The 24,064-nt window shown below is 43.8% G+C and carries 20 protein-coding genes; 18 read left to right on the top strand and 2 right to left on the bottom strand.

What is annotated here, in order from left to right; genetic code table 11:
- Positions 1–512 precede the first annotated feature (512 nt).
- Complete coding sequence (gene bfmR, locus F993_RS06795; RefSeq protein ID WP_004655457.1) at positions 513–1,229, top strand: response regulator transcription factor BfmR; 717 nt, start codon at positions 513–515, stop codon at positions 1,227–1,229.
- Between the two features lie 106 nt (positions 1,230–1,335).
- On the top strand, positions 1,336–2,976 hold the full coding sequence (bfmS, locus tag F993_RS06800; protein WP_004655456.1) for a sensor histidine kinase BfmS: 1,641 nt from the start codon (positions 1,336–1,338) through the stop codon (positions 2,974–2,976).
- A 112-nt stretch (positions 2,977–3,088) separates the two neighbouring features.
- Here bfmS and F993_RS06805 read toward each other — a convergent pair whose 3' ends face one another.
- Together F993_RS06805 and F993_RS06810 are read right to left on the bottom strand one after the other, a co-directional pair.
- Positions 3,089–3,445, bottom strand: a complete 357-nt coding sequence (locus tag F993_RS06805; RefSeq protein ID WP_004655454.1) for a hypothetical protein — start codon at positions 3,443–3,445, stop codon at positions 3,089–3,091.
- A gap of 92 nt (positions 3,446–3,537) precedes the next feature.
- Positions 3,538–4,956 carry a GGDEF domain-containing protein gene (locus tag F993_RS06810; RefSeq protein WP_004655452.1) on the bottom strand — a complete coding sequence of 473 codons (1,419 nt, stop codon included), beginning with the start codon at positions 4,954–4,956 and terminating at the stop codon, positions 3,538–3,540.
- A gap of 395 nt (positions 4,957–5,351) precedes the next feature.
- Here F993_RS06810 and ndhC point away from each other — a divergent pair, with 395 nt between their 5' ends.
- The 16 genes from ndhC (at position 5,352) to F993_RS06890 (ending at position 24,049) form a co-directional block, all read left to right on the top strand.
- A complete protein-coding gene (gene ndhC, locus F993_RS06815) occupies positions 5,352–5,903 on the top strand; it encodes an NADH-quinone oxidoreductase subunit A (protein WP_004655451.1) in 552 nt (183 codons plus the stop codon).
- 6 nt (positions 5,904–5,909) lie between these two features.
- Positions 5,910–6,587, top strand: coding sequence for a NuoB/complex I 20 kDa subunit family protein (locus F993_RS06820; protein WP_004655450.1), 678 nt, complete (start codon positions 5,910–5,912; stop codon positions 6,585–6,587).
- 88 nt (positions 6,588–6,675) lie between these two features.
- A complete protein-coding gene (gene nuoC, locus F993_RS06825) occupies positions 6,676–8,463 on the top strand; it encodes an NADH-quinone oxidoreductase subunit C/D (protein ID WP_004655448.1) in 1,788 nt (595 codons plus the stop codon).
- Between the two features lie 12 nt (positions 8,464–8,475).
- Positions 8,476–8,985 carry an NADH-quinone oxidoreductase subunit NuoE gene (gene nuoE, locus F993_RS06830; protein WP_004655446.1) on the top strand — a complete coding sequence of 170 codons (510 nt, stop codon included), beginning with the start codon at positions 8,476–8,478 and terminating at the stop codon, positions 8,983–8,985.
- Positions 8,982–10,307: an NADH-quinone oxidoreductase subunit NuoF gene (nuoF, locus tag F993_RS06835; protein WP_004655444.1), complete on the top strand. Its 1,326-nt coding sequence runs from the start codon at positions 8,982–8,984 to the stop codon at positions 10,305–10,307. The genes nuoE and nuoF overlap by 4 nt, the downstream gene beginning before the upstream one ends.
- 11 nt (positions 10,308–10,318) lie before the next feature.
- Complete coding sequence (gene nuoG / locus F993_RS06840) at positions 10,319–13,003, top strand: NADH-quinone oxidoreductase subunit NuoG (RefSeq protein WP_004655442.1); 2,685 nt, start codon at positions 10,319–10,321, stop codon at positions 13,001–13,003.
- Positions 13,004–13,006: 3 nt separating this feature from the next.
- Positions 13,007–14,023, top strand: a complete 1,017-nt coding sequence (gene nuoH, locus F993_RS06845; RefSeq protein WP_004655440.1) for an NADH-quinone oxidoreductase subunit NuoH — start codon at positions 13,007–13,009, stop codon at positions 14,021–14,023.
- A gap of 18 nt (positions 14,024–14,041) precedes the next feature.
- Positions 14,042–14,584, top strand: a complete 543-nt coding sequence (gene nuoI / locus F993_RS06850) for an NADH-quinone oxidoreductase subunit NuoI (RefSeq protein WP_004655439.1) — start codon at positions 14,042–14,044, stop codon at positions 14,582–14,584.
- Positions 14,584–15,102, top strand: coding sequence for an NADH-quinone oxidoreductase subunit J (gene nuoJ / locus F993_RS06855; protein WP_171066065.1), 519 nt, complete (start codon positions 14,584–14,586; stop codon positions 15,100–15,102). The genes nuoI and nuoJ overlap by 1 nt, the downstream gene beginning before the upstream one ends.
- On the top strand, positions 15,102–15,410 hold the full coding sequence (gene nuoK, locus F993_RS06860; protein ID WP_004655436.1) for an NADH-quinone oxidoreductase subunit NuoK: 309 nt from the start codon (positions 15,102–15,104) through the stop codon (positions 15,408–15,410). The genes nuoJ and nuoK overlap by 1 nt, the downstream gene beginning before the upstream one ends.
- On the top strand, positions 15,407–17,302 hold the full coding sequence (gene nuoL / locus F993_RS06865; RefSeq protein ID WP_004655435.1) for an NADH-quinone oxidoreductase subunit L: 1,896 nt from the start codon (positions 15,407–15,409) through the stop codon (positions 17,300–17,302). The genes nuoK and nuoL overlap by 4 nt, the downstream gene beginning before the upstream one ends.
- A gap of 1 nt (position 17,303) precedes the next feature.
- Positions 17,304–18,902 (top strand): NADH-quinone oxidoreductase subunit M, encoded by a 1,599-nt coding sequence (gene nuoM, locus F993_RS06870; protein WP_004655434.1) that lies wholly within the window; start codon positions 17,304–17,306, stop codon positions 18,900–18,902.
- Between the two features lie 3 nt (positions 18,903–18,905).
- A complete protein-coding gene (nuoN, locus tag F993_RS06875) occupies positions 18,906–20,402 on the top strand; it encodes an NADH-quinone oxidoreductase subunit NuoN (protein WP_004655432.1) in 1,497 nt (498 codons plus the stop codon).
- Positions 20,403–20,508: 106 nt separating this feature from the next.
- Positions 20,509–21,144: a uracil phosphoribosyltransferase gene (gene upp, locus F993_RS06880; protein WP_004655430.1), complete on the top strand. Its 636-nt coding sequence runs from the start codon at positions 20,509–20,511 to the stop codon at positions 21,142–21,144.
- Between the two features lie 120 nt (positions 21,145–21,264).
- On the top strand, positions 21,265–21,558 hold the full coding sequence (locus F993_RS06885) for a cold shock domain-containing protein (RefSeq protein WP_004655429.1): 294 nt from the start codon (positions 21,265–21,267) through the stop codon (positions 21,556–21,558).
- Between the two features lie 250 nt (positions 21,559–21,808).
- A complete protein-coding gene (locus F993_RS06890) occupies positions 21,809–24,049 on the top strand; it encodes a TonB-dependent receptor (RefSeq protein WP_004655427.1) in 2,241 nt (746 codons plus the stop codon).
- The last annotated feature ends 15 nt before the right edge of the window (positions 24,050–24,064 follow it).

The raw sequence follows: 24,064 nt of genomic DNA, 5'->3' as shown, positions 1-24,064 counted from the left end.
GTTCATTGACCGTTTGAATCGAGCAAAAAGTATGCCACGATGTTTGAGGGATAAACACAATACTTAGTGGTTAAAGTTTATTTTCAACACAAGATACGGGATTTTTTGGAGTAGATCAATCCTTGACATTTTACTAATTTTTTTTTCATGTCTTAACTGCTGAAATCACAGTCACATAGCATATCAAAGCCGTTAAAAAAGGCTTATAGATAACTCTGTGGATAACTCAAAAAACAGACACTTAAATTGTTTTGGGCGAATAAAGAAACAAATTGTTTAACATTGGCACAAAATCTATACTAAATATTCATCCTGTCGGAAAATGCATATATTTCTGAAAAAGATATTAAAATTCATAATTTTAATAAAAAGATAACAAAACAGGGTAAGCGTGTATCAGTTTGGTGAACGGCTACTTGTTTACAATGTAAACGTGTGTATATTGCAAAACATAAACCAATGTATCTATCAGATTTTTATAGATGGATTCACTCAGATTTTAGGGGCAACAAATGAGCCAAGAAGAAAAGTTACCGAAGATTTTAATCGTAGAAGATGATGAACGCTTAGCACGTTTAACACAAGAGTATTTGATTCGTAACGGTTTAGAAGTTGGAGTCGAAACTGATGGTAACCGTGCAATCCGTCGCATTATCAGCGAGCAACCCGATCTTGTGGTGCTGGATGTTATGTTACCGGGTGCAGATGGTCTGACCGTTTGTCGTGAAGTACGTCCACATTATCATCAACCGATTTTGATGCTCACTGCACGTACTGAAGATATGGATCAGGTGCTTGGTTTAGAAATGGGTGCAGATGACTATGTTGCTAAACCTGTTCAGCCACGTGTGTTATTAGCGCGTATCCGTGCTCTATTACGTCGCACTGACAAAACAGTAGAAGACGAAGTGGCACAGCGTATCGAATTTGATGATTTGGTGATTGATAACGGTGGTCGTTCAGTGACTTTAAATGGTGAGTTGGTTGACTTCACCAGCGCTGAATATGATCTGTTATGGTTATTGGCATCGAATGCGGGTCGTATCCTGTCTCGTGAAGATATCTTCGAGCGTTTACGTGGTATCGAATACGATGGTCAGGACCGTTCGATTGACGTGCGTATTTCCCGTATCCGTCCAAAAATCGGGGATGACCCAGAAAATCCAAAACGTATTAAAACAGTACGTAGTAAAGGTTATTTATTCGTTAAAGAAACCAACGGTATCTAAATTCTCTAAGGCCTCCTGATCACAGGGGGCTTTTCCCTTGATAGAGGGGCCTTAGGCAGTGTGACTGTTCAGGGGAGATATTAACTAGATTGGAATTATTTACCCTATGGTAAGTCGAGTACTGAAAAACAGCATATTCTTGCGTATTTATGCTGGTTTGGTGGTTTTGGTTGTTGTGGTTGCCGCATTTTGTTATTTGTTGGTGCAGATCATTAACTATCAACGCGCGCAAGAATATCGTGAATCTCTTACTGATGGTATTTCCTATGTCATTAGTGAAGGGGTGTCTCGTCAGCCAGAAAAGCAACAAAAGTTAGATTGGATTTCCGATGCTTCTGATTTGCTGGAATTGCCGATCTATTATGTGGATGCAGAACGGGTCGAACTATCGCGTACCGAGAAAAAGCGTATTGCTGAGCAAAAGTCAGTGGTTCGTTACGATGCCAATAATGGCATTGGCTATATCATTATCGGTCTGAAAGACGATCCTAAGCATTACCTCTATATTAAAGTCGATAAAATTGGCGAACGCCAAATGAAAGCGCTACCGATCTTTGTACTGGATTATTTGATTTTTTATCCGGGGCAGGAGCGTGAGTATTTAGACAAAATCAAAAAGCACTTCTATTATCCAATTGAAATTGCAGATATTAAAGATATCAATCTGGATTCGGAACAAATTGGGCGTTTGCGCCAAGATCAAAGCGTGTTGTTGTATAAAGACAGTGCTACGGTACGCGGTACCACCATTTCCATTGTTTCGCCAATGCCGAATCATTCTGCACAAGTGCTGGTTTTAGGGCCTGTGCCGATGTTCAATTGGATGCCATTCCAGCTTTCCGCTGGCATTACCTTATTTAGCTTATTCCTGTTGAGTTTGGGTGTTTATGGTTTGATTCTGCCGCTTGAGCGTAAAATCCGTCAGGTGCGTTATGCCTTAAACAAAATGAAGTCTGGTGATTTGTCCTTGCGAGTTCCGATTGAGGGCAGCGATGAAATGGCGAATTTGGCCTCCAGTTATAACAACATGTCGGATCATATTCAGCGTCTGATCGAGGCACAGCGTGAATTGATGCGTGCGGTGTCGCATGAGCTCAGAACCCCTGTAGCGCGGATTCGCTTCGGTATGGAAATGCTGGCAGAAGAAGACGACTATAATTATCGTATTCAGCAGGTCGACATGATCGATAAGGATATTGAAGCCCTCAATACCTTGATTGATGAGATCATGACCTATGCCAAGTTGGAGCAGGGCACGCCTTCTTTAGATTTCGAAGACATTGTCTTGGTTGAAGTGCTTGATCAAGTGGCAATGGAAACTGAAGCGCTGAAGACGCAAAAAGAAATTGAATTGATTGCCCCACCTTTGGCTTTAAAAGTGGATGCGGAACGCCGTTATCTACACCGTGTGGTGCAGAATCTGGTGGGTAATGCGGTCCGTTATTGTGATCATAAAGTGCGTATCAGCGGTGGAATTCGTGCCGATGGTAATGCCTATGTCTGCGTTGAAGATGACGGACCGGGGATTCCTGAGCAGGAGCGTAGTCGTATTTTTGAAGCCTTTGCCCGTTTAGATGACAGCCGTACCCGTGCTTCGGGTGGTTATGGCCTAGGTCTGTCGATTGTCAGTCGGATTGCCTACTGGTTTGGTGGTACCATTCAAGTGGATCAGAGTCCAAACTTGGGTGGCGCGCGCTTTATCATGATCTGGCCTGCTAAGCGTTATAAGCAAGTCATTAAAAAATAAACTATGAACAAGGAATGATACTCATCATTCCTTTTTATGTAGAGCAATAAAAAAGCCAAAGCGCAATGCTTTGGCTAAATCAGGGTTTTAAATGACCTTGTTTTATCGCTGTTTACTCATGAACAGATGGATCGGGTTCAATCAATGGTTTTCCTGAGCGAAGACCTTGCAAAGCATCTGCATTGAAGTCGATCAGCAGTGCATTGTTCTTAATATCGATTTTATAGCCTTTGATTAGCGCTTGATCTCCATTTAATGTTTCGACTTTATAGCTGTCCGCAATATTCAGAATACTTTCTAAGTTGGTGGTTGTAGCGGCAAAATCCTCTCTAAATACTTCGTAAATGTCTCTTAAATCAAAAATCGCATTATCAGCATCTGGATGTTTTCGAACATAACTTTCTATATGACGCATCAGCAGTTGTGAAAAAAAGAAATAATCCGAGTCGTGTGTGTATTCTAGATGCATGTTTTTCTCCTTTTGTGCTCATTCTAGAATACTCATCTATTCGCGCTGCTGTGTATAAAGATAATTAAAGTATTTAGCTGAATTGCAACATATTATGTCGAAATGACAACTTGGTTGCGGCCCTGTCGTTTGGCTTGGTAGAGCGCATCATCGGCCTGTTTGAATAATTGCTCAATCGAGTGCTGATTTTCAGGCTCACAAATACAGATACCGATACTGATCTGGATCGAAAAGCTCAGCTGTGCTGCATATTCAATCGGGGTTTGACTGATTTGCAGACGAATGTTTTCCGCACACAGATAGGCGGCATCAGCATCGGTATTGGTCATAAAGATGGCAAATTCTTCACCGCCTAAACGGCCCAGCAAATCTTGCGGCCTGAGTAGGCTCTGAATGGTGTGTACACAGCTTTGTAAAGCACGATCACCCATCTGGTGTCCATAACTGTCATTTACCTGTTTAAAGTGATCAATATCGAGCATCAGAAAAGCAGTCGTTTGACCGGTGTGGGTTGCCTGTTGTTGGAATAGTTGCACCGATTGCAGAAATTGGCGTCGGGTCAGGCTTGAGGTTAGTTCGTCATGGGCGATGGTGTGTTGCAGCTCTTGGATCAGCTTGGACCGCACCATATTGATACTGGAAACCGTGAGCGGGGCAATGGTCATCATAATCAGCCCAAGGCGGATTGAGATAGCATTATTTAAAAACTGCTCGGGGTAAAGCAGGAGATAGTTTTGCGAGACATGATAGATCACGAAGCCGCAGCTGATCGAGGTAATAATTGCTACTGAAAAATGGCGATAACTCAAAGCACACCAAATCAGGGCGGCAATCGGATACAGCAGTGAACCGGGACCTGTATCGTAGTAGCCAATTGCAATCGAAAAAAACACGGCAAACAAGGGTAAGCTTTCTTGCACAGTCTGGGTTTTAAATTCTTTGAGCTGCTGTTTAAACTCGGCGAAATGCGGCGCACTGATCATTGCAGGGAGCAGTAACAAGGCATTTTGGATTTCAGCGGTAAACCAATAGCCAAAATCAGTCCAGAATGAACCGAGCGCGAATTTGGTGTTGAATAAGGGCAGGGTCAGTGCTGCAAATGACGAACTGGCCAAAGCGCCGATACAGCAGAAGCTGAATAGAAAGAGATAAAAATAACCATGATGCAGTGAACGGATATAGGCATTAAATTTGATATACAACGCCAGTGTGGTGATGACATAGAGTAGGTTTGCTGAGGTTAGACAAATATTGAGTAGAAACGGCGTATCTTGTGAGGTATCGGCAAGTAGATAACCCACGATTGCCCCAATAAAACTGATTGGGTGCCGAGTTTGTGGAAAGCGAATTAGGAGTCCCAGTAGTACTGAGTTGGCAGGCCAAAAAGAGACGAGAAAAGTAAGATGTCGGGTGGCGATGCCGAGTAGGCAGCACAGTAGAATCACCCCCGCAAAGAGTAAAAATAATTGTAACAGCGAGCGTGGTTTTAATGCTGCATGAGCTTGGGGCATTCTGACACGGTTCTATGGGGAGATAAGGTCGCTATTATATAAATTCTGCTTAAATTTTCATCATAAATTTGTATCAATGCAATGATTTAGTTCGTGCTGCAATAAATTGGGGCAGTGGTTCAAAACACGAATGTTTTTTAATGCTCAAATAAAGAAAAAAATGATCAACATTCTGTTCTTGATTAGATAATTCGATTTTTAGGGGTGAATTAACCGTGATCTTGGATATATCCGTAAATTTAAGGACAAAATCATCCGAAAGACTAAAGCGCTTCAACTAGCATGAGAAATTAGAAATCAGGTACAATTGGCGGGATTAATTTTGTGTTTGGTGTATTTGAAGGCCAATACATACATTCTTTGTTAAAAATAGGCCTGCCAGGAGTTATCCCCGCATGAGTGCCATTACTCCATACGAATGGGCAATAATTGCCTTCGTGATCGGCGTTACATTTCTTTGCGTTTTTATGCTGACAGTTCCCTTACTCCTCGGGGGTAAAGCATGGGGACGTGCAAAGCAAGAGCAGTTTGAATCAGGTGTAGTTGGTGCGGGCGGTGCTCGTATCCGCTTGTCAGCCAAGTTCTATTTAGTTGCAATTTTCTTTGTGGTTTTCGATCTAGAAGCCCTCTATCTCTACGCTTGGGCAACTTCAGTTCGTGAAGTTGGTTGGGTAGGTTTTGCAACGGCTGCCGTGTTTATTTTGGTTTTATTGATTGGTTTGATTTATGAGCTTTCTACTGGCGCACTTAACTGGGCACCTTCAGATCGTCGTAAAGCAGCTGGTGTGAAGACCAAAATCGGTTCGCCAAATATGAACATTGCTGACATTACGCGATTCAATAACATTGAAGAGTTAGTTGTCGATCCTACTGGTCATATTCCAGCACAGTCTTCTGGTCGTGTTAAATCTAAAACACCGACTACATCATTACTTAAAAAGGAGTAAGTCGGGATGAAATATACTTTAACCCGTGCGAATCCGGATGCCGATCAATATCCATTACAAGATCGTCAAATCGTCACTGATCCACTTGAGGAAGAAGTGAATAAAAGTGTGATGATGACACGTCTTGAGGATGTGTTGCATACAGCAGTGAACTGGGGGCGTAAAAACTCTTTGTGGCCATTTAACTTTGGTACATCATGCTGCTACGTCGAATATGCAACCACATTAACAGGTGTGCATGACTTGTCTCGTTTTGGTGCCGAGGTTATTCGTGCTTCACCACGTCAAGCCGATTTGATGATTGTTGCAGGGACATGCTTTGTCAAAATGGCGCCTGTAATTCAACGTTTGTATGAACAAATGCTTGAGCCGAAATGGGTCATTTCAATGGGTGCTTGTGCTAACTCAGGTGGTATGTACGACATCTATTCAGTGGTTCAAGGCGTAGACAAAATTATTCCTGTTGATGTGTACATCCCAGGTTGTCCGCCGCGTCCAGAAGCATTAATCCAAGCATTGATGTTATTGCAAGACCAAATTCAACTTGAGCGCCGTCCACTTTCAGCGGTTATTGGTGATGATCTTCAGCCTGTGTATAAGCCAAAGATGATGCCAGAACGTGACCGTAAAAATGCGGAACGTATTGCGGTGAAAAACCTACGCTCTATGGATGACATTAAATAATTTTAACGATGAGTTTTTGACATATTCCATGATGAATATGGTCGTCGGGAAAATTGACAAAATTTGTATTAAATAGGAAGCCAAGCCAATGGCTGAAACTGACATTGCTATGCCAGAATCAACTCCAGTTGATTCACGCCCAGCATTTGCAATCGTAGAAGAGCTCAAAACCAAGTTTGGTGAGAACTTCTATGTGCAGGCGACTTTTGAAGAGTTTCCAACAGTCTGGGTTGAGCGCGCACGCGTGCAAGAAGTCCTTATGTTCCTCCGTAAAGTGGAACGTCCTTATGTGATGTTGTTTGACTTGTCAGCAGTCGATGAGCGTTTACGTGTTCACCGTGACGGTTTGCCAGCATCTGACTTTACTGTGTTCTATCACTTGTTATCGCTTGAGCGTAATAGTGATATTCGTATTAAAGTTGCATTGAATGAAAATGATTTAAGCATCCCAACCGCAACCAATATTTGGCCAAATGCCAACTGGTACGAGCGTGAAGCTTACGATATGTTTGGTATTGATTTCGCTGGGCATCCAATGCTCCGTCGTATCTTGTTGCCAACCTATTGGGAAGGTCATCCGTTACGTAAAGAATATTCTGCCCGTGCGACAGAATATACCCCGTATATGCAAGACCAAGCGAAGCAAGATTTCGAACAAGAACACTTACGCTTTGTCCCAGAAGACTGGGGTCTAAAACGCGGTAATGATGACGAAGACTTCATGTTCCTGAACTTGGGTCCTAACCATCCATCTGCGCACGGTGCGTTCCGTGTGGTATTACAGTTGGACGGTGAAGAAGTCAAAGACTGTGTGCCGGATATCGGTTATCACCACCGTGGTGTGGAAAAGATGGCTGAACGTCAAACCTGGCATTCATTCATTCCGTATACCGATCGTGTTGACTACCTCGGAGGTTGTGCGCAAAACATGCCATATGTAATGGCGGTTGAGCAGCTTGCTGGTATTAAAGTCCCAGAGCGTGCACAAGTCATTCGTGTGATGTTGAACGAATTATTCCGTATCAATAACCACTTGTTGTTCTGTGGTACCGCGATTCAGGATGCGGGTGGTATGACCCCTGTATTCTATATGTTCGCAGACCGTCAGAAAGTCTATGACATCGTTGAAGCGATCACCGGTTACCGTATGCACCCAGCATGGTTCCGTATCGGTGGTACCGCGCATGACCTTCCAAATAACTGGCAAAAGCTGGTGAAAGAATTGTTGGAATGGATGCCGAAACGTTTGAACGAGTACTACACTGCAGCGCTTAAAAACTCAGTCTTTATCGGTCGTACCCGCAATGTTGCGCAATACGATGCGAAATCTGCGTTGGCTTGGGGTGTGACGGGTACAGGTTTACGTGCAACGGGTATTGATTTTGATGTGCGTAAATATCGTCCATACAGTGGTTATGAAAACTTCGACTTTGATATTCCAGTGGAATACGAAGGCGATGCCTATGCACGTGTCTTGGTTCACTTCCGTGAAATCACTGAATCATTGAAAATCATTCAGCAGTGCTTGGATAACATGCCTTCTGGTCCATATAAAGCGGATCATCCATTGGCAGTTCCACCACCGAAAGATAAGACATTACAAGATATTGAAACCTTGATTACGCACTTCCTAAGCGTCTCTTGGGGTCCTGTAATGCCAGCGGGCGAGTCATCATTTATGACTGAAGTTGTGAAGGGTGCGAGTACCTATTATCTCACTTCTGATAAATCAACCATGAGCTATCGTACCCGTATTCGTACACCAACGTTCACGCATTTACAGCAAATGCCTTCAGTGATTAATGGCAGTTTGGTTTCTGACTTGATCATTTATTTGGCGACTATTGACGTAGTAATGGCTGACGTGGATCGCTAGGGGTAAACGATTATGATGATTTTGACTGATAAAAAACCACGTGTGAATGTTGAAGGGATTTTGACTGCGGACGAAATTCATGACATTGAACATCACCTTGGTCACTACCCGTACCCACGTGCAGCCTCTTTGGATGCTTTGAAGTGTGTACAGCGCCGTAATGGTTGGGTGGATGATGCACAAATGAATGCGATTGCACAGTTGTTGAGTATGAGTGTGGCGGATCTGGAAGGTGTAGCGACGTTCTATAACCGTATCTACCGTCAACCAGTTGGTCGCCACGTGATTCTATTGTGTGACTCAATTGCATGCTTCTTGATGGGTGCAGAAACTTTGGCAGAAGCGTTCCAGCGCGAGTTGGGTATCCAGTATGGACAAACCACAGCAGATGGTCGTTTTACCTTGCTCCCAATTTGCTGTTTAGGCAACTGCGATAAAGGTCCAACTTTAATGATTGATGAAGATACTCACGGTCTTGTGGATGTGTCATCAGTTAAACAGTTATTGGAGAAGTATGTATGAATACTGAACCAAAACCAATTTATGGCGACGGTAACCCAGAAACGCATCCATTGACTTGGCGTTTGAGCAAGCAAGAGTTTGTGCGGGCGGCAGATGAGTATGAAGCACTGGAAGGTTATGCTGGCTTTAAAAAAGCATTGAGCATGCCGCCAAAAGACGTGCTTGAAGTCATTAAAGCTGCGACGGTTAAAGGTCGTGGTGGTGCAGGTTTCCCAGCGGGAATTAAATGGTCATTGATGGCACCAAATGATGGTGGTCCACGTTATTTGATCTGTAATGCTGATGAAATGGAACCAGGCACCTTTAAAGACCGTTTGTTGATGGAAAAACTTCCTCATCAATTGATCGAAGGCATGCTGATTGCAGGTTATACCTTAGAAGCGACTCAAGGTTATATCTTCATCCGTGGCGAATATGTCGAAGCGGCTCAATACTTAAATGAAGCATTAGAGCAAATCCGTGCCAAAGGTTACTTGGGTGACAACATCCTTGGAACAGGCTGGAACTTTGAGATGCATGTTCACACTGGCGCAGGTCGTTATATCTGTGGTGAAGAAACTGCCTTGATCAACTCGCTCGAAGGTCGCCGTGCCAATCCGCGTACTAAACCACCATTCCCGCAAGTTGCAGGGGCATGGGGTCGTCCAACGATTGTCAACAACGTTGAAACTTATAATAACTTGCCAGCGATCATGTTGCGTGGCCCAGAGTGGTATATCAATCTGTCTGCGGGTAAGTCGAAAGATCCTGGCACCAAGATTTATGGGGCATCAGGCAAAGTGAAATTCCCGGGTCTTTGGGAACTTCCATTCGGTACAACTGCGCGTGAAGTAATTGAAGAACACGCGGGTGGTATGCGTGATGGCTTAACTTTGAAAGCTTGGTTACCGGGTGGTGCATCAACGGACTTCTTGGCCGCTGAACACATTGATTTGCCAATGGATTCTGAAACGATCATGAAAGCAGGTTCTCGTTTAGGAACATGTCTACTCATGGTGGTGGATGAAACCCAATGTATGGTCTCTGCGACACGTAACTTAGAAGAATTCTTCGCGCGTGAATCATGTGGTTTCTGTACACCATGTCGTGATGGTTTACCTTGGGCAGTGAAAGCGCTTAAAGCACTGGAAACAGGCGAAGGTAAGAAAGAAGATATCGATCATTTACAAGAACTGACGCGTAAATTATGGATTGGTAAAACTTTCTGTGCTCACGCACCGGGTGCGATGGAGCCGCTTATGGGCGCACTTAAATATTTCCGTAACGAGTTTGAAGCTAAGGTTAAAACCCATGCTCCAGCTCTAGACGTAGAACAAGCTTAAGGAATTCGACTATGGCTACAATTCATGTCGATGGAAAATCGTATGAAGTCAACGGCTCAGAAAACTTGCTACAAGCATGTCTCAGCCTTGGCATCGACATCCCGTATTTTTGTTGGCACCCATCCTTAGGTTCTGTTGGTTCTTGTCGTCAATGTGCGGTGACTCAGTATGCAAATCCTGAGGACACACGTGGACGCTTGGTGATGTCATGTATGACACCCGCTGCCGACAATACCTATATTTCGATTGAAGACAAAGAAGCAACGGATTTCCGTGCGTCGATCGTTGAATTCTTGATGACTAATCACCCACATGACTGTCCAGTCTGTGAAGAGGGTGGTCACTGTCATTTACAAGATATGACCGTGATGACTCAGCACGATCGTCGTCGCTATCGCTTTACCAAACGTACTCACTATAACCAAGAGTTGGGTTCGTTTATTGCGCATGAGATGAACCGTTGTATCGCGTGCTACCGTTGTGTGCGTTACTACAAAGACTATGCTGGCGGTACCGATTTTGGTGTCTATGCCAATGCATCACGTGTTTACTTCGGTCGTCCAGAATCAGGTACTTTAGAATCTGAATTCTCAGGTAACTTGACTGAAGTGTGTCCAACGGGTGTATTTACCGACAAGACCCATTCAGCACGCTATAACCGTAAATGGGACATGCAATATGCGCCAAGCGTATGTTTCGGCTGTTCTTCAGGTTGTAACATCTCTCCGGGTGAGCGTTATGGTGAAATCCGTCGCGTTGAAAACCGTTTCAATGGTTCAGTCAACCAATACTTCCTTTGCGATAAAGGTCGTTTCGGTACTGGCTATGTGAATCGTGAAGACCGCCCACGCCAACCGCAGTTCCGTAATGGTGAAACTGTTGCGACCGTGACTGTTGATCAGGCGCTTGATCAAGTGATTACGAAGCTTCAAGGTAAAAAAGTGTTAGGTATTGGTTCTCCACGCGCGAGCTTGGAATCAAACTATGCACTGCGTGAATTGGTTGGACAAGATAACTACTCAACAGGGATGTCTCAAAAAGAGCAGAACTTGGTTGAGTTAGCTGCTTCAATCATGCAAACACAGGGTATTTACAACCCGAACATGCGTGAAATTGAAAGCTATGATGCGGTGTTGATCTTGGGTGAAGACTTAACTCAAACTGCGCCACGTATGGCCTTGTCTGTGCGTCAAGCGGCGAAAAACAAAGCCAAAGAAATGGCTGCTGCAACACGTACACCAGACTGGTTGGCTGAACCTGTACAACGTATCGGTCAAGATGCAAAATCACCAATCTATATCCTTGCTGCAACACAAACGCGTTTAGCGGATGTGGCAACAGGTGAAGTGGTTGCATCACCAAATGATATCGCACGTTTAGGTTTTGCAGTTGCTGCTGCGGTGAAAGGCGAAGCTTTGACTGGTTTAGCGGATGATGCCAAAGCATTTGCACAAACTATTGCAGATACCTTGAAAGCGGCGAAAAAGCCATTGATTATCTCGGGCACCAGCTTACAAGATCCAGCGATTATGGAAGCTGCTGCACAAGTTGCGCAGAACCTCGGTGCAAATGCAGGCTTGTCATTGACTGTTCCTGAAGTGAACTCAATGGGCTTGGCATTGTTTGGTGGCTTAAGCCTAGAACAAGCGTTTGCGCAAGATTTTGATGCTGTGGTTGTGGTTGAAAATGACTTAACCCGTCGTTTACCTGCTGCACAAGTGAAAGCTGCACTGGATAAAGCTGAAACTGTGATCGTACTCGATCATAGCGAAACTGAAACCTTGAAACTTGCAGATATCGTACTATCAGCAGCAAGCTTTGCCGAAGGCGATGGTACTGTGGTCAGCCAAGAAGGCCGTGCACAACGTTTCTATCAAGTGTATGACCCAAGCTACTACAAGCCTGAATACGCGATCAAAGAATCATGGCGCTGGTTACATGCCGTTGAGACAGGTCTTAAAGGCAAAGCAGTCGATTGGACATTGTTGGATGATGTGATTGAAGACATCGTGAAAAATGTTCCTGTGCTTGCTGCAATTGAAGAGGTTGCGCCAGATGCAGGCTATCGTATCCACGGTTTGAAAATTGCACGTGAACCACGTCGTTACTCAGGTCGTACCGCAATGCGTGCGCCATTATCGATTCACGAACCAAAACAGCCGACCGATCCAGATTCAGCATTAACATTCTCGATGGAAGGTTATGTGGGGAATCAAACGGCATCTTCATTAGTACCTTTCGCATGGTCTGCGGGGTGGAACTCACCACAAGCTTGGAACAAATACCAAGATGAAGTGGGTGGTCACTTAAAAGGTGGTGATTCAGGTATCCGTCTATTCGATCGTTTAGCTAAACGTCCTGCACGTAGCTATGTGGCGCCAACTGCTGTGGTGGTGAACCCTGAAAGCTTCCGTCTTGTACCAATGCACCATATCTTTGGTTCTGGCGAATTCACCATTAAAACACCTGCGATGGAATCTCGTATTCCTGAAGCAATGTTTGCGGTGGGTGAACAAGATGCAACTCGCTTAAATGTTCAAGATGGTCAACGTATTACCGTGCAAGCGGGCGAAACCAGCATTAGCTTACCTGTACAGGTGATTGAATATTTACCAACAGGCTATATTGGTTATCCAATTGGTCTAGCACCAACAGTTTCATTGGCAGAGCCTGTGTCTGTGGCGGTAGGAGTGTAATTCATGAATCAAGAAATTATACGTCAAACGCCACTTTGGGCTGAGAACTGGCCAATCGCTTATTCAGTGATTCAGGCGATTGTGATCTTGCTGGTGGTGGTTTTGGTTGCGGCTTTGATGTCATTTATTGAGCGTCGTCTCTTGGCATTATGGCAAGACCGTTACGGTCCAAACCGTGTGGGTCCTGGTGGTATGTTCCAGATTGTTGCTGACATGCTCAAAATCATGTTCAAAGAAGACTGGACACCAAAGTTTGCGGATAAGCTGACTTTCCGTTTAGCACCAGCCGTTGCGATGGCAACTGCGGTACTTTCGTTTATGGTCATTCCAGTAAGTCCGACACTGGGCGTTGCGGATATGAGTATCGGCCTATTGTTCTTTATGGCAATGGCAGGTATTGCAGTTTATGCCGTGTTATTTGGTGGTTGGGCATCGAACAACAAATATTCATTACTCGGTGGTCTTCGTTCTGCTGCGCAAACCATTTCTTATGAAGTGTTCTTGGGGATCTCGTTGATGGGTGTGGTTGCAATTGCAGGCTCATTCAACATGCGTGAAATCGTTGAAGCACAACGTGATATGTGGTTCATCATTCCTCAATTCTTAGGTTTCTTGATCTTTGTGGTTGCGGGTGTTGCAGTTACGCATCGTCATCCATTTGACCAACCAGAAGCTGAGCAAGAATTGGCCGAAGGTTACCACGTTGAATACGGTGGGATGAAGTGGGGGATGTTCTTCGTTGCGGAATACGTCAACGTGGTACTGATCTCGGCTTTAATCGTGACTTTATTCTTCGGCGGATGGCTTGCACCCTTCAACTTAGAAATTCCATTTGTTCCACCATTATTCTGGTTCGTGATTAAAACAGCATTCTTTGTAATGATGTTTGTCTTGGCGCGTGGTTCGTTAATGCGTCCTCGTTATGACCAAGTGATGAACTTTGGTTGGAAAGTTTGTTTGCCATTGGCGTTGGTCAACTTGTTAGTGACTGGTGCTGTGATTCTGATGAATCAGGCCTAGGACAGCAGGGAGTACAAAATGTATAAAATTCTAGCTGGCTTTGGATCGATTGTACGTTCGTTGTGGATGGTGTTCAGCCATGTTACACGTAAACGTGACACGATTTTATATCCAGAAGTACCAGGTGAACAAATTGCACCTCCACGCTACCGTGGTCGTATTGTATTAACGCGCGATCCAGATGGTGAAGAGCGTTGTGTAGCATGTAACCTATGTGCGGTTGCTTGTCCAGTGGGCTGTATTTCATTGCAGAAAGCGGAAAAAGAAGATGGACGTTGGTATCCAGAATTTTTCCGTATTAACTTCTCACGCTGCATTTTCTGCGGTATGTGTGAAGAAGCATGCCCAACGACTGCCATTCAGATGACACCAGATTTCGAACTCGGTGAATATGTACGTCAAGACTTGGTCTATGAGAAAGAAAACTTACTCATCTCTGGACCGGGTAAATATCCTGACTACAACTTCTACCGTGTCACTGGTATGGCTGTAAGCGGTAAAGAAAAAGGTCAAGCACAGAAAGAAAGTGCACCAGTTGATGTACGGAGCTTATTACCATGATGTGGCCATTTTATTTGATGGCACTTGTGGCCATCGTTTCAACGGTTCGTGTTGTGACTAACACGAATCCGGTGCATGCACTGTTAAGTTTGATCGTTTCTCTTCTAGCGGTTGCTGGTATTTTCATGATCGTGGGTGCGCCGTTCGCGGCTGCTCTTGAGATCATCGTTTATGCCGGTGCCATTATGGTCTTGTTCGTATTCGTTGTGATGATGCTGAATCTTGGGCAAGAAACCATTGAACAAGAACGTAAATGGTTGAGTTCAGACGCTTGGGCTTTTCCTGCACTGATGAGCTTTTTATTGGGCTTGATCTTGGTGTGGATGCTGGGTGGTGAATACACCACAATTTCTGCACCAATGGGGACAGAAGTTGTTGGCCCAAAAGCAGTCGGTCAAGCGCTATTTACTCACTATCTATTATTGGTAGAAGTTGCCGCGATGTTATTGCTTGCAGCACTGGTTGCAGCATTCCACTTAGGCAAACGTGAACCAGGTGCAGAAGAGGATAAAGAATAATGGGACACATCCCTTTAGAACATGGTTTGATCGTTGCAACCATCCTTTTTGCACTGGGTTTTTACGGTGTAATGGTGCGACGCAACCTTTTATTTATGCTAATGAGCCTTGAAGTGATGATGAATGCTGCGGCATTGGCATTCGTGTTAGCGGGTAGCGTTTGGGCGCAGCCAGATGGACAGATCATGTTCATCCTGATTCTGACGCTTGCTGCAGCAGAGGCATGTATCGGTCTTGCGATCGTCCTTCAGTTTTATCATCGCTTCCATCATTTGGATGTGGATGCTGCTAGTGAGATGCGCGGATGAGTACATTATATTTAACCGTTTTATTCCCGCTCATTGGTTTTATCCTCTTGGCGGCAGGGCGTAATAAACTGTCTGAAAACGTGGCAGCCATTATTGGTGTCGGTTCAGTGGGTTTATCTGCATTGTTTGCTTTAATTGCCGGCCTTGCATTTACCAGCAGTGGCGAAACCGTTTTTGTTCAACATTTATGGACATGGTTCAGTGTTGGCGGTTTTGAGCCAGGTATCAGCTTGCACCTTGATGGTTTGTCATTATTGATGACAGGTATGATCACGGGTGTTGGTTTCCTGATTCACATCTTCGCATCTTGGTATATGCGTGGTGAAGAAGATTACGCACGTTTCTTCTCTTATTTCAACCTGTTCGTTGCCAGCATGTTGTTGTTGGTACTCGGCGATAACTTGGCGTTATTGTTCTTGGGTTGGGAAGGCGTAGGTCTGTGTTCTTATCTGTTAATTGGTTTCTACTACTCAAACCCTGCAAATGGTTGGGCAGCAATCAAGGCATTCACCGTAACACGTGTGGGTGACGTATTCTTACTCATCGCATTGTTCTTGCTCTATCAACAGTTTGGTACTTTGAATACACAGTACATTGTTGAAAATGCAGCGACTGTGATGACGCAAAGTTCATCATTGTCGATCTGGACAGCATTGATGTTGTTCTTGGGTGCAGCAGGTAAATCAGCGCAAATTCCATTACAAACTTGGTTAGCCGATGCGATGGCTGGTCCTACACCAGTATCTGCATTGATCCACGCCGCAACAATGGTGACAGCAGGTGTTTACCTATGCTGCCGTATGTTCTCAGTGATGGAAATGGCGCCAGAAGTGATGCAATTCATTTCGATTACGGGTGCAGTGACCTTGCTGGTGGCTGGTTTTGCCGCATTGGTGCAAACCGATATCAAACGTATCTTGGCTTACTCAACCATGAGTCAGCTCGGTTATATGTTTATGGCAGTCGGTGCTGAAGCATACCAAGCTGGTTTATTCCACATGTTGGCTCACGCATTCTTCAAAGCGTTATTGTTCCTTTCTTCAGGCGCCGTAATTCTTGCATGTCATCACGAACAGAATATTTTCAAAATGGGTGGATTACGTAAAAAGATTCCATTCGTATTCTGGTGTTTCGTCATTGGTGGTGGCGCCTTAGCCGCACTTCCAATCGTGACCGTTGGCTTCTTCTCTAAAGATGCGATCTTGGGTGCAGTCTATGCACAGTCAACTATTGCAAATCTTCCGCTTTACCATACCTTGTACTGGGTCGGTGTTGCGGGTGCATTCTTAACGTCTATCTATACTTTCCGTTTAATCTGGATGGTATTCTTCGGCGAAGAGAAAACCCATGCACATGCCATTCATGGTGTGACTTACTGGGCGCCGCTTGCCATCCTTGCAACCTTATCGACTGGTATTGGTTACTTCCTGCAAGCGCCTGTTGCAAAATTATTGACTGCGGCAAGCATTCCAAGTTTTGTCGTTCCTGAAAGTTTAGAAGCGGCTGTTGCACATGCTGAACACTTAGCAAGTGGTGTTGCCCTTGTTGGTTTGGCTGTGGGTATCTTCTTGTTTGCCTTTGCGTATGGTGCAGTAAAATCTTTTGCTCAGACTTCTTTGGGTTCAGGTTTAGCGCATATCTGCCGTACAGCATTTGGTTTTGATGCCTTGTATAACATCGTATTTGTAAAACCTTATTTATTGATTGCGAAAATTTTAGGTCGTGATCCAGTTGACGGTTTATGGTTAGTGCTCCCTGCCATTGTGAAGGGCGGCAATAGCTTTACCAGTTCGCGTCAAACCGGTTCATTACGTGAATACGCATCAAGTATGTCACTCGGTGTAGTGGTGTTATTGATGATCTTGATCGTGATTCAGGTTGTGGGGAAATAAAATGGAAAACAATTTAATTTTACCCGCACTGATTTTAGTTCCTTTCATTGCTGGTTTTATTTGTTGGTTGGTTGATAAATACGACCAACATTTACCGCGTTGGATTGCCTTGATTGGTATGCTCATTACCTTTGGTTTGGGCATTGCACTTTGGCAAAGTGGTACATTTAGCTACGAGTTGGGTGGTAAAGTCCCGACTTGGGCGGCTGAATTTCATCTTCCTTGGATTCAGACTCTAGGCATTAGCATTCACTTAGCGGTGGATGGTTTATCTCTGCTTATGGTGCTGTTGACTGCATTACTGGGTGTACTTGCAGTGGGCTGTTCATGGGGTGAGATCCAAAAGAACGTAGGTTTCTTCCATTTAAACCTCCTGTGGAGTTTAGGTGGGGTCATCGGTGTATTCTTGGCAATTGACTTATTTCTGTTCTTCTTCTTCTGGGAGATGATGCTTGTACCAATCTACTTCCTGATTGCGTTATGGGGTCATAAAGGCTCGAATGGTCGTTCACGTGTTTACGCTGCAACTAAGTTCTTCCTCTATACACAAATCGCGGGTTTGATCATGTTGATCGGTATCTTAGGCTTAGTGGTCTATGGATACATGATGACAGGTATGATCGGCTTCGATTACAACTACCTCTTGGCCGTTGCGAACCACTTACCACCTGAAGTTGCTTACGCATTCATGCTGTGTTTCTTCATTGGTTTTGCGGTGAAATTACCTGTTTTCCCATTACACGGTTGGTTACCTGATGCGCATGCGCAGGCACCAACAGCGGGTTCTGTGGATTTAGCGGGTATTTTGATTAAGACAGCAGCGTACGGTTTGCTTCGTTTCGTGATTCCTTTCTTCCCGGCAGCTTCAGCGCAGTTCGCTGATATTGCCATTATTTTGGGCTTGATTGGTATTTTCTACGGTGCGTTCCTTGCGTACCAGCAAACAGACATGAAACGTTTACTTGCGTATACGTCGATTTCACACATGGGTTTCATCTTACTTGCAATTTATGCAGGTAATATCCTGACCTTCCAAGGCTTAATGATCATGATGTTGGCACATGGCTTGTCATCTGCGGCATTGTTCATTATGTCAGGTCAAGTCTATGAGCGTGTTCATACGCGTGACTTGCGCTTGATGGGCGGCTTACGTGGTCAACTGCAATACTTGCCATTCTTCTTGATGTTCTTTGTTGCAGCGCTTGTAGGTGTACCAGGTTTAGGTAACTTTATTGGTGAATTCCTGATCCTGATGGGTTCATTCAAAGCCTATCCAGCTTTCACCATTATTGCTGCGGTGAGCTTGGTATTTGCAGGTCTTTATGGTTTGATCTTGATTCACAAAGCGTTATTTGGTGAACCGAATCCAGAACAAAAGCAGCACTACAAAACACCATTGAAAGATCTATCTGCTCGTGAAGTGAGTATTTTGATGGTCTGTGCGATCGGTTTGCTTTGGTTAGGTCTTTACCCGCAAACCTTCTTGGATATGTCTCATTCAAGCATGCAGTGGTTGGTAAATAGTTATATGCCAGTACAAGAAGTTGTTGAAACTGTTCAACAGGCTGCAACTCAACTTGAACATGTGGAGATGCAATAAACCATGAACTTCACAATTTCTTTTTCTGAACTGATGCCTTTAGCGCCTGTGATGATTGTGGCTTTGACCGCAATCGCCGTGATGTTGCTGACTGCAATTAAACGTAATCACAACCTTATTGCGACAACTTCGGTTGTCGGTTTAAACCTTGCTGCGATTTATATTGGATACACCATGTTTAGCGGGCACTTTGTGCCAGTCAACGTGATGGGCATGTTTATGGTTGATCCATTTACCATGCTGTATCAATTCCTGATTCTGATTGCAGCCTTGGCGTGTTGTACTTTGTCTCATGCTTATATCGAGACCTATAAAGAAAACCGCGAAGAACTGTACATCTTGTTACTGTGTTCAGTGACAGGTGCAATGTTATTGGTTGCAAGCTCGCACTATGCGGCATTCTTCATCAGTTTAGAATTGATGTCGATTCCTGTGTACGGCATGTTGGCTTATACCTATCAACGTGGTCAGTCTTTGGAAGCAGGGATTAAATACCTGGTACTTTCAGCAACGGCCTCTGCTATGTTGCTTATGGGTATGGCGTATATCTATGCGTATACAGGTTCATTGTCATTCTATGACTCTGTACAAGCTTTGTTTACTGCAATCAAACAACCGATGGTGTTATTGGGCTTAGGCTTAATTATCTTTGCAGTTGCGTTCAAACTTTCACTTGCGCCATTCCATAAATGGACGCCAGATGTGTATGCCGGTGCACCAGCACCAATGGCGACCTTCTTGGCAACGGCTGCGAAAGTGGCAACGATTGGTTTGTTTGTACGTTACTTACTGACGTCTGGTGCAATTTTAGTTGAATCATTAGTCACGATTTTAACCATCATCGCAGTATTATCGATTGTGGTCGGTAACTTACTTGCAGTACGTCAAGTCAACTTGAAACGTATTTTGGGTTATTCATCGATTGCACATTTTGGTTATTTACTGATTGCATTGATCAGCATGACTTATGCAAGCCTTGGCAGCGTAACGGTGTATGTGATCACTTATGTGCTCACCACAATCGGTGCGTTCGGTGCAGTGGCATTAATGTCGAGCCCATATAACAACGTGGATGAAGCTCAAAGTCTTGCGGACTACCGTGGTCTGTTCTGGCGCCGTCCGATCTTGACTGCAACATTAACCGTGATGATGTTGTCTTTAGCCGGTATTCCATTAACTGCAGGCTTTATTGGTAAGTTCCTTGTGGTTATGGCTGCGGTAACAACACAACACTGGTTCTTGGCTGCGATGATCGTGGTGGGTAGTGGTATCGGTTTGTATTACTACTTACGTGTGATGGTGGTGATGTATATGACCCCACCAGACGTACCTCGTATTGATGCGGATGCGCATTGGGGGAGCAAAGTTGGTGGTCTGATGGTGCTTGCTGCTGCGTTATTGGTTTTCGTATTGGGTGTATACCCAGATCCAATGATTAACTTGGCATTGAAGTCAGAGATCCTTTCTCCATTGCACTTTATGTTGTCTCAACAACAGTAATCGTCGGATTTGTACAAAAAAGCCTCCAAAATTGGGGGCTTTTTTATTGATGAGTAAAAAAACACTTTATAATAGAACGAGATTAACATTACCTAGGTACTCACTCGTGTCGATTCAAGAAATTCGTCATCCGCTTATTCGCCATAAACTTGGTTTGCTACGTCGCTCTGACATTAGTACCAAGAACTTTCGTGAATTAGCGCAAGAAGTCACGATGTTACTGACTTATGAAGCAACAAAGGATCTTCCTGTTGTTGATCATGAAATTGATGGGTGGGCAGGGAAAGTCTCAACTCAACGTATCGCAGGGAAGAAAATCACCATCGTACCCATCTTACGTGCTGGTATCGGGATGCTCGAAGGCGTTCTTAGTCTGATTCCAAGTGCTAAAGTCAGCGTCTTGGGTCTGGAACGTGATGAAGCGACTTTAGAAGTGCGCACTTACTACAAAAAGTTAGTGCCTGATGTTGCCAATCGTTTAGCCATGATCATTGATCCAATGCTGGCAACGGGGAACTCTTTAATCGCAGCGATTGACGTATTGAAAGCAAGCGGCTGTAAAGATATTCGTGTCATGATTCTGGTTGCTGCACCAGAAGGTATTGCCAAAGTTGAAGCTGCACATCCAGATGTCCGTATTTATACTGCATCGGTTGACCAGGGCCTGAATGCAGAAGGCTATATTGTTCCTGGTCTGGGTGATGCAGGTGACAAGATTTTTGGTAGTGTGCAAAAAGACTAATTTTGTCATACCCATAAAAAGAGACTTGATCCAGTCGTAGAACCTTTCAGGGTGGATTGAAAGTCTCTTTTTTATTTCGATATACTGTAATGATTGCATTGAGAACATAGGATAAATGTCATGGCACAAGAGTTCTATCAAGGAAAAATTAAGCAATATAATCCTGATAAAGGATTTGGTTTTATTGCAACATCTGAAGGCGATATCTTTTTTCATATTTCAGATTTTCCTGCGGCAGAAGGCGAGCCGAAAAGAAATGAAAAAGTGAAATTCGTGGCACTTGAGAATGATGGGAAGTTTAAAGCAACGAAAATTGAGCGTGTTGATGCAAATCCTGCTAAAACCAAGAAGACCAAAATCGCCAATCACAATAAGTCGATTACGACTGAACTGTTGTCAAATTTTCGACGTTAATTGTATTGATTGATATTTTTCAATATTGGGATTTAGTTTATGTGCATGATAAAAGAGGCTTTTTAGCCTCTTTTTCATTCTATAAGTTTTAATTTTATTGCCTCTTGATTGGACAATCGTAGCTAACCAGTTTTTCAACTGAGTCTGAAGGGGGATAAGTATTTCATCAGTTATTGAGTCAAAAATGAATTATATGGATTCTCATCATAAGATTTTAGATATTTAATAAATAATAGTTATTATTTTATTAATGATTTTTATTATCATTTGTAAATTTGTCTTATATACTGTGGTCAAATTTTTATCGGGGTTTGATCACGTGAAAAAGAATATCTTGTTTTTATCTCTCATTGCTTTGCCAATGTTTGCACTTGCAGATGACAGCACAGTTTTACCTACCATTTCCGTAAAAGCAGATTCACAAGAAACGGATGCTACAGGCAAACTTAAAAAAGATGCTAGCTTAGGAATTCTAGGTGAGAAAGCGGTATTGAATACACCATTTAGTATCCAGTCTTATACCGAGCAAGCGATTAAAGATAAACAAGCCGACTCTATTGCGGGTATCCTTAAAAATGACCCAAGTATTCGTAGCACCACCAACAGTGGTCATTTAAACGAAAACTTTATGATTCGTGGTTTTCCTGTGACTTGGGAAGATGCCAATATCAATGGTTCTTATGGCATGTCACCGAGTGGTCGTACTCCGACTGATATTTTAAGTTCTGCCAGTGTATTAAAAGGGCCGAATGCATTGATTGCAGGAATGGCACCAGGCGGTAGTGTTGGTGGTGTGGTGATGGCAACCACCAAACGTGCCGATCGAGATTTGACCCAAGTTTCAGCCATGTATGAAGATGGGGGCTATTACAAATCAGGTTTTGATGTGGCGCGCCGTTTTGGTGAAAACAAGGAGTTCGGTGCACGCGTCAGTGCGACTTATGGACAAGGTGAACATATTGTTGATGGCCTAGAAGATAAAAATACCGCAGCAGTTTTGGCACTCGACTATACCACTGATCAAGCTAAAATTAACTTTGATGCCTACACCACACGCGATAGTCGTGAGGGTGGTTCACCAGCCATGATCTCCTTTTCAACGTTGAAACGTGTTTTAGCTGCGCCAGATGGAAAATTGAATTATTTTCCACATTTAGAAGGCATGCAAAGTGCCAATTATGTGGGACTATCCGGGGAATATAAGCTTTTACCGAATTTAAAAGCATTTGCAGGTGCAGGTTTTAATGAACGTGAGTATCGTGGACATTTATTTGGTACGCGTATGGTTGTGCGTGACCTGCCAGCCAATTCAATGGGAATGAATAATCCTGCTTTGATTGGGGCGAATGGTGATGCACTGGCACAATATTATCGTGTCGGTTCAAAGGAACATAACACCACATTTAATGCGGGTTTAGAGGGTCAAATTTTCACGGGTGATATTTCTCATACGCTGGCATTCCGTGCGGATTATCTCAAACGTAAATACAGCCAACATAAAGGGCGAGGTGCAGCTGAGGTCTATTTCCCAACCAATATTTACAATCCAAGCAATGAAGGGCATATGCCAGATACATGGCCAGAGATTGTCCCTACTGCGGATGATGTATATGTCAGCTATAGTCTGAGTGACCAGATTTCCATGCTGGACGATAAGCTACAGTTTATTTTAGGTGTACGCTATCAAGACATGGATTTAAAAGCGCTGACCACCAATACCAAATTAAATGCTGATAAAGTGTCTCCGAGTGCAGCAATCGTTGTGAAACCTTTTGGTGAGGAAACCTCGTTCTATGCCAGCTATGTTGAAGGTCTGGTCAGAGGGACAACCGTGAATGTGGCTACGGATGTCAATAACAAAAAAACCTTTGCGCCCTTTGAAAGCAAACAATATGAAGTCGGTGCCAAATATCAGGGAGATCGTTGGTTACATACGTTAGCGCTCTATCAGATTAAAAAGCCAAGTACGATGACAATGCAGTTGGCAAAAGATGATCCACGATATGTAGATGGTAAAACGACACAAATCACAACTGATGGCGCGAAGACCGAATCCAAAGGGGTTGAATATGGTTTTTCAGGTAAAGTAACGGATGATCTGATTGTTTACGGTAATCTGGCTTATATTGATACTGAATATAAAAAAGCGGCTATGAACCAAGGTAAAACGATTGAAGGTACACCTGAATTTACCGCAGGTGTTGGGGTTGACTACCAAATCCCATTGATTGAAGGTTTAAGCGTCAATGCCTTTGCGACTTATGTTGATGAGCAATATTTAACGGCGGATAACACACTCAAGTTACCTGATTATACCCTGGTTGATTTAGGTGCGAAGTATGCAACTAAACTCGGTGGGGTCAACACAACATTCCGTGCCAATGTTGATAATGTTGCAGACAAGAAATATTGGGATGGTGTATTTACCAGTGGCTTTACCACGGTAGGTGCAGGCCGTACCTATAAATTGGGTGTTAGCTTCGACTTCTAATCATGAATGCAATAA

It is taken from the genome of Acinetobacter proteolyticus (genome assembly GCF_000367945.1).
GTDB lineage: Bacteria > Pseudomonadota > Gammaproteobacteria > Pseudomonadales > Moraxellaceae > Acinetobacter > Acinetobacter proteolyticus.
Note: the sequence above shows the minus strand (reverse complement) of the source record. Positions and strands in the feature narration are given on the sequence as shown.

Bases quoted from the DNA above. Each gene is read 5' to 3' on its own strand.
- bfmR (WP_004655457.1), top strand. From the start codon at position 513: ATGAGCCAAGAAGAAAAGTTACCGAAGATTTTAATCGTAGAAGATGAT.
- bfmS (WP_004655456.1), top strand. From the start codon at position 1,336: ATGGTAAGTCGAGTACTGAAAAACAGCATATTCTTGCGTATTTATGCT.
- F993_RS06805 (WP_004655454.1), bottom strand. From the start codon at position 3,445: ATGCATCTAGAATACACACACGACTCGGATTATTTCTTTTTTTCACAA.
- F993_RS06810 (WP_004655452.1), bottom strand. From the start codon at position 4,956: ATGCCCCAAGCTCATGCAGCATTAAAACCACGCTCGCTGTTACAATTA.
- ndhC (WP_004655451.1), top strand. From the start codon at position 5,352: ATGAGTGCCATTACTCCATACGAATGGGCAATAATTGCCTTCGTGATC.
- F993_RS06820 (WP_004655450.1), top strand. From the start codon at position 5,910: ATGAAATATACTTTAACCCGTGCGAATCCGGATGCCGATCAATATCCA.
- nuoC (WP_004655448.1), top strand. From the start codon at position 6,676: ATGGCTGAAACTGACATTGCTATGCCAGAATCAACTCCAGTTGATTCA.
- nuoE (WP_004655446.1), top strand. From the start codon at position 8,476: ATGATGATTTTGACTGATAAAAAACCACGTGTGAATGTTGAAGGGATT.
- nuoF (WP_004655444.1), top strand. From the start codon at position 8,982: ATGAATACTGAACCAAAACCAATTTATGGCGACGGTAACCCAGAAACG.
- nuoG (WP_004655442.1), top strand. From the start codon at position 10,319: ATGGCTACAATTCATGTCGATGGAAAATCGTATGAAGTCAACGGCTCA.
- nuoH (WP_004655440.1), top strand. From the start codon at position 13,007: ATGAATCAAGAAATTATACGTCAAACGCCACTTTGGGCTGAGAACTGG.
- nuoI (WP_004655439.1), top strand. From the start codon at position 14,042: ATGTATAAAATTCTAGCTGGCTTTGGATCGATTGTACGTTCGTTGTGG.
- nuoJ (WP_171066065.1), top strand. From the start codon at position 14,584: ATGTGGCCATTTTATTTGATGGCACTTGTGGCCATCGTTTCAACGGTT.
- nuoK (WP_004655436.1), top strand. From the start codon at position 15,102: ATGGGACACATCCCTTTAGAACATGGTTTGATCGTTGCAACCATCCTT.
- nuoL (WP_004655435.1), top strand. From the start codon at position 15,407: ATGAGTACATTATATTTAACCGTTTTATTCCCGCTCATTGGTTTTATC.
- nuoM (WP_004655434.1), top strand. From the start codon at position 17,304: ATGGAAAACAATTTAATTTTACCCGCACTGATTTTAGTTCCTTTCATT.
- nuoN (WP_004655432.1), top strand. From the start codon at position 18,906: ATGAACTTCACAATTTCTTTTTCTGAACTGATGCCTTTAGCGCCTGTG.
- F993_RS06885 (WP_004655429.1), top strand. From the start codon at position 21,265: ATGGCACAAGAGTTCTATCAAGGAAAAATTAAGCAATATAATCCTGAT.
- F993_RS06890 (WP_004655427.1), top strand. From the start codon at position 21,809: ATGATTTTTATTATCATTTGTAAATTTGTCTTATATACTGTGGTCAAA.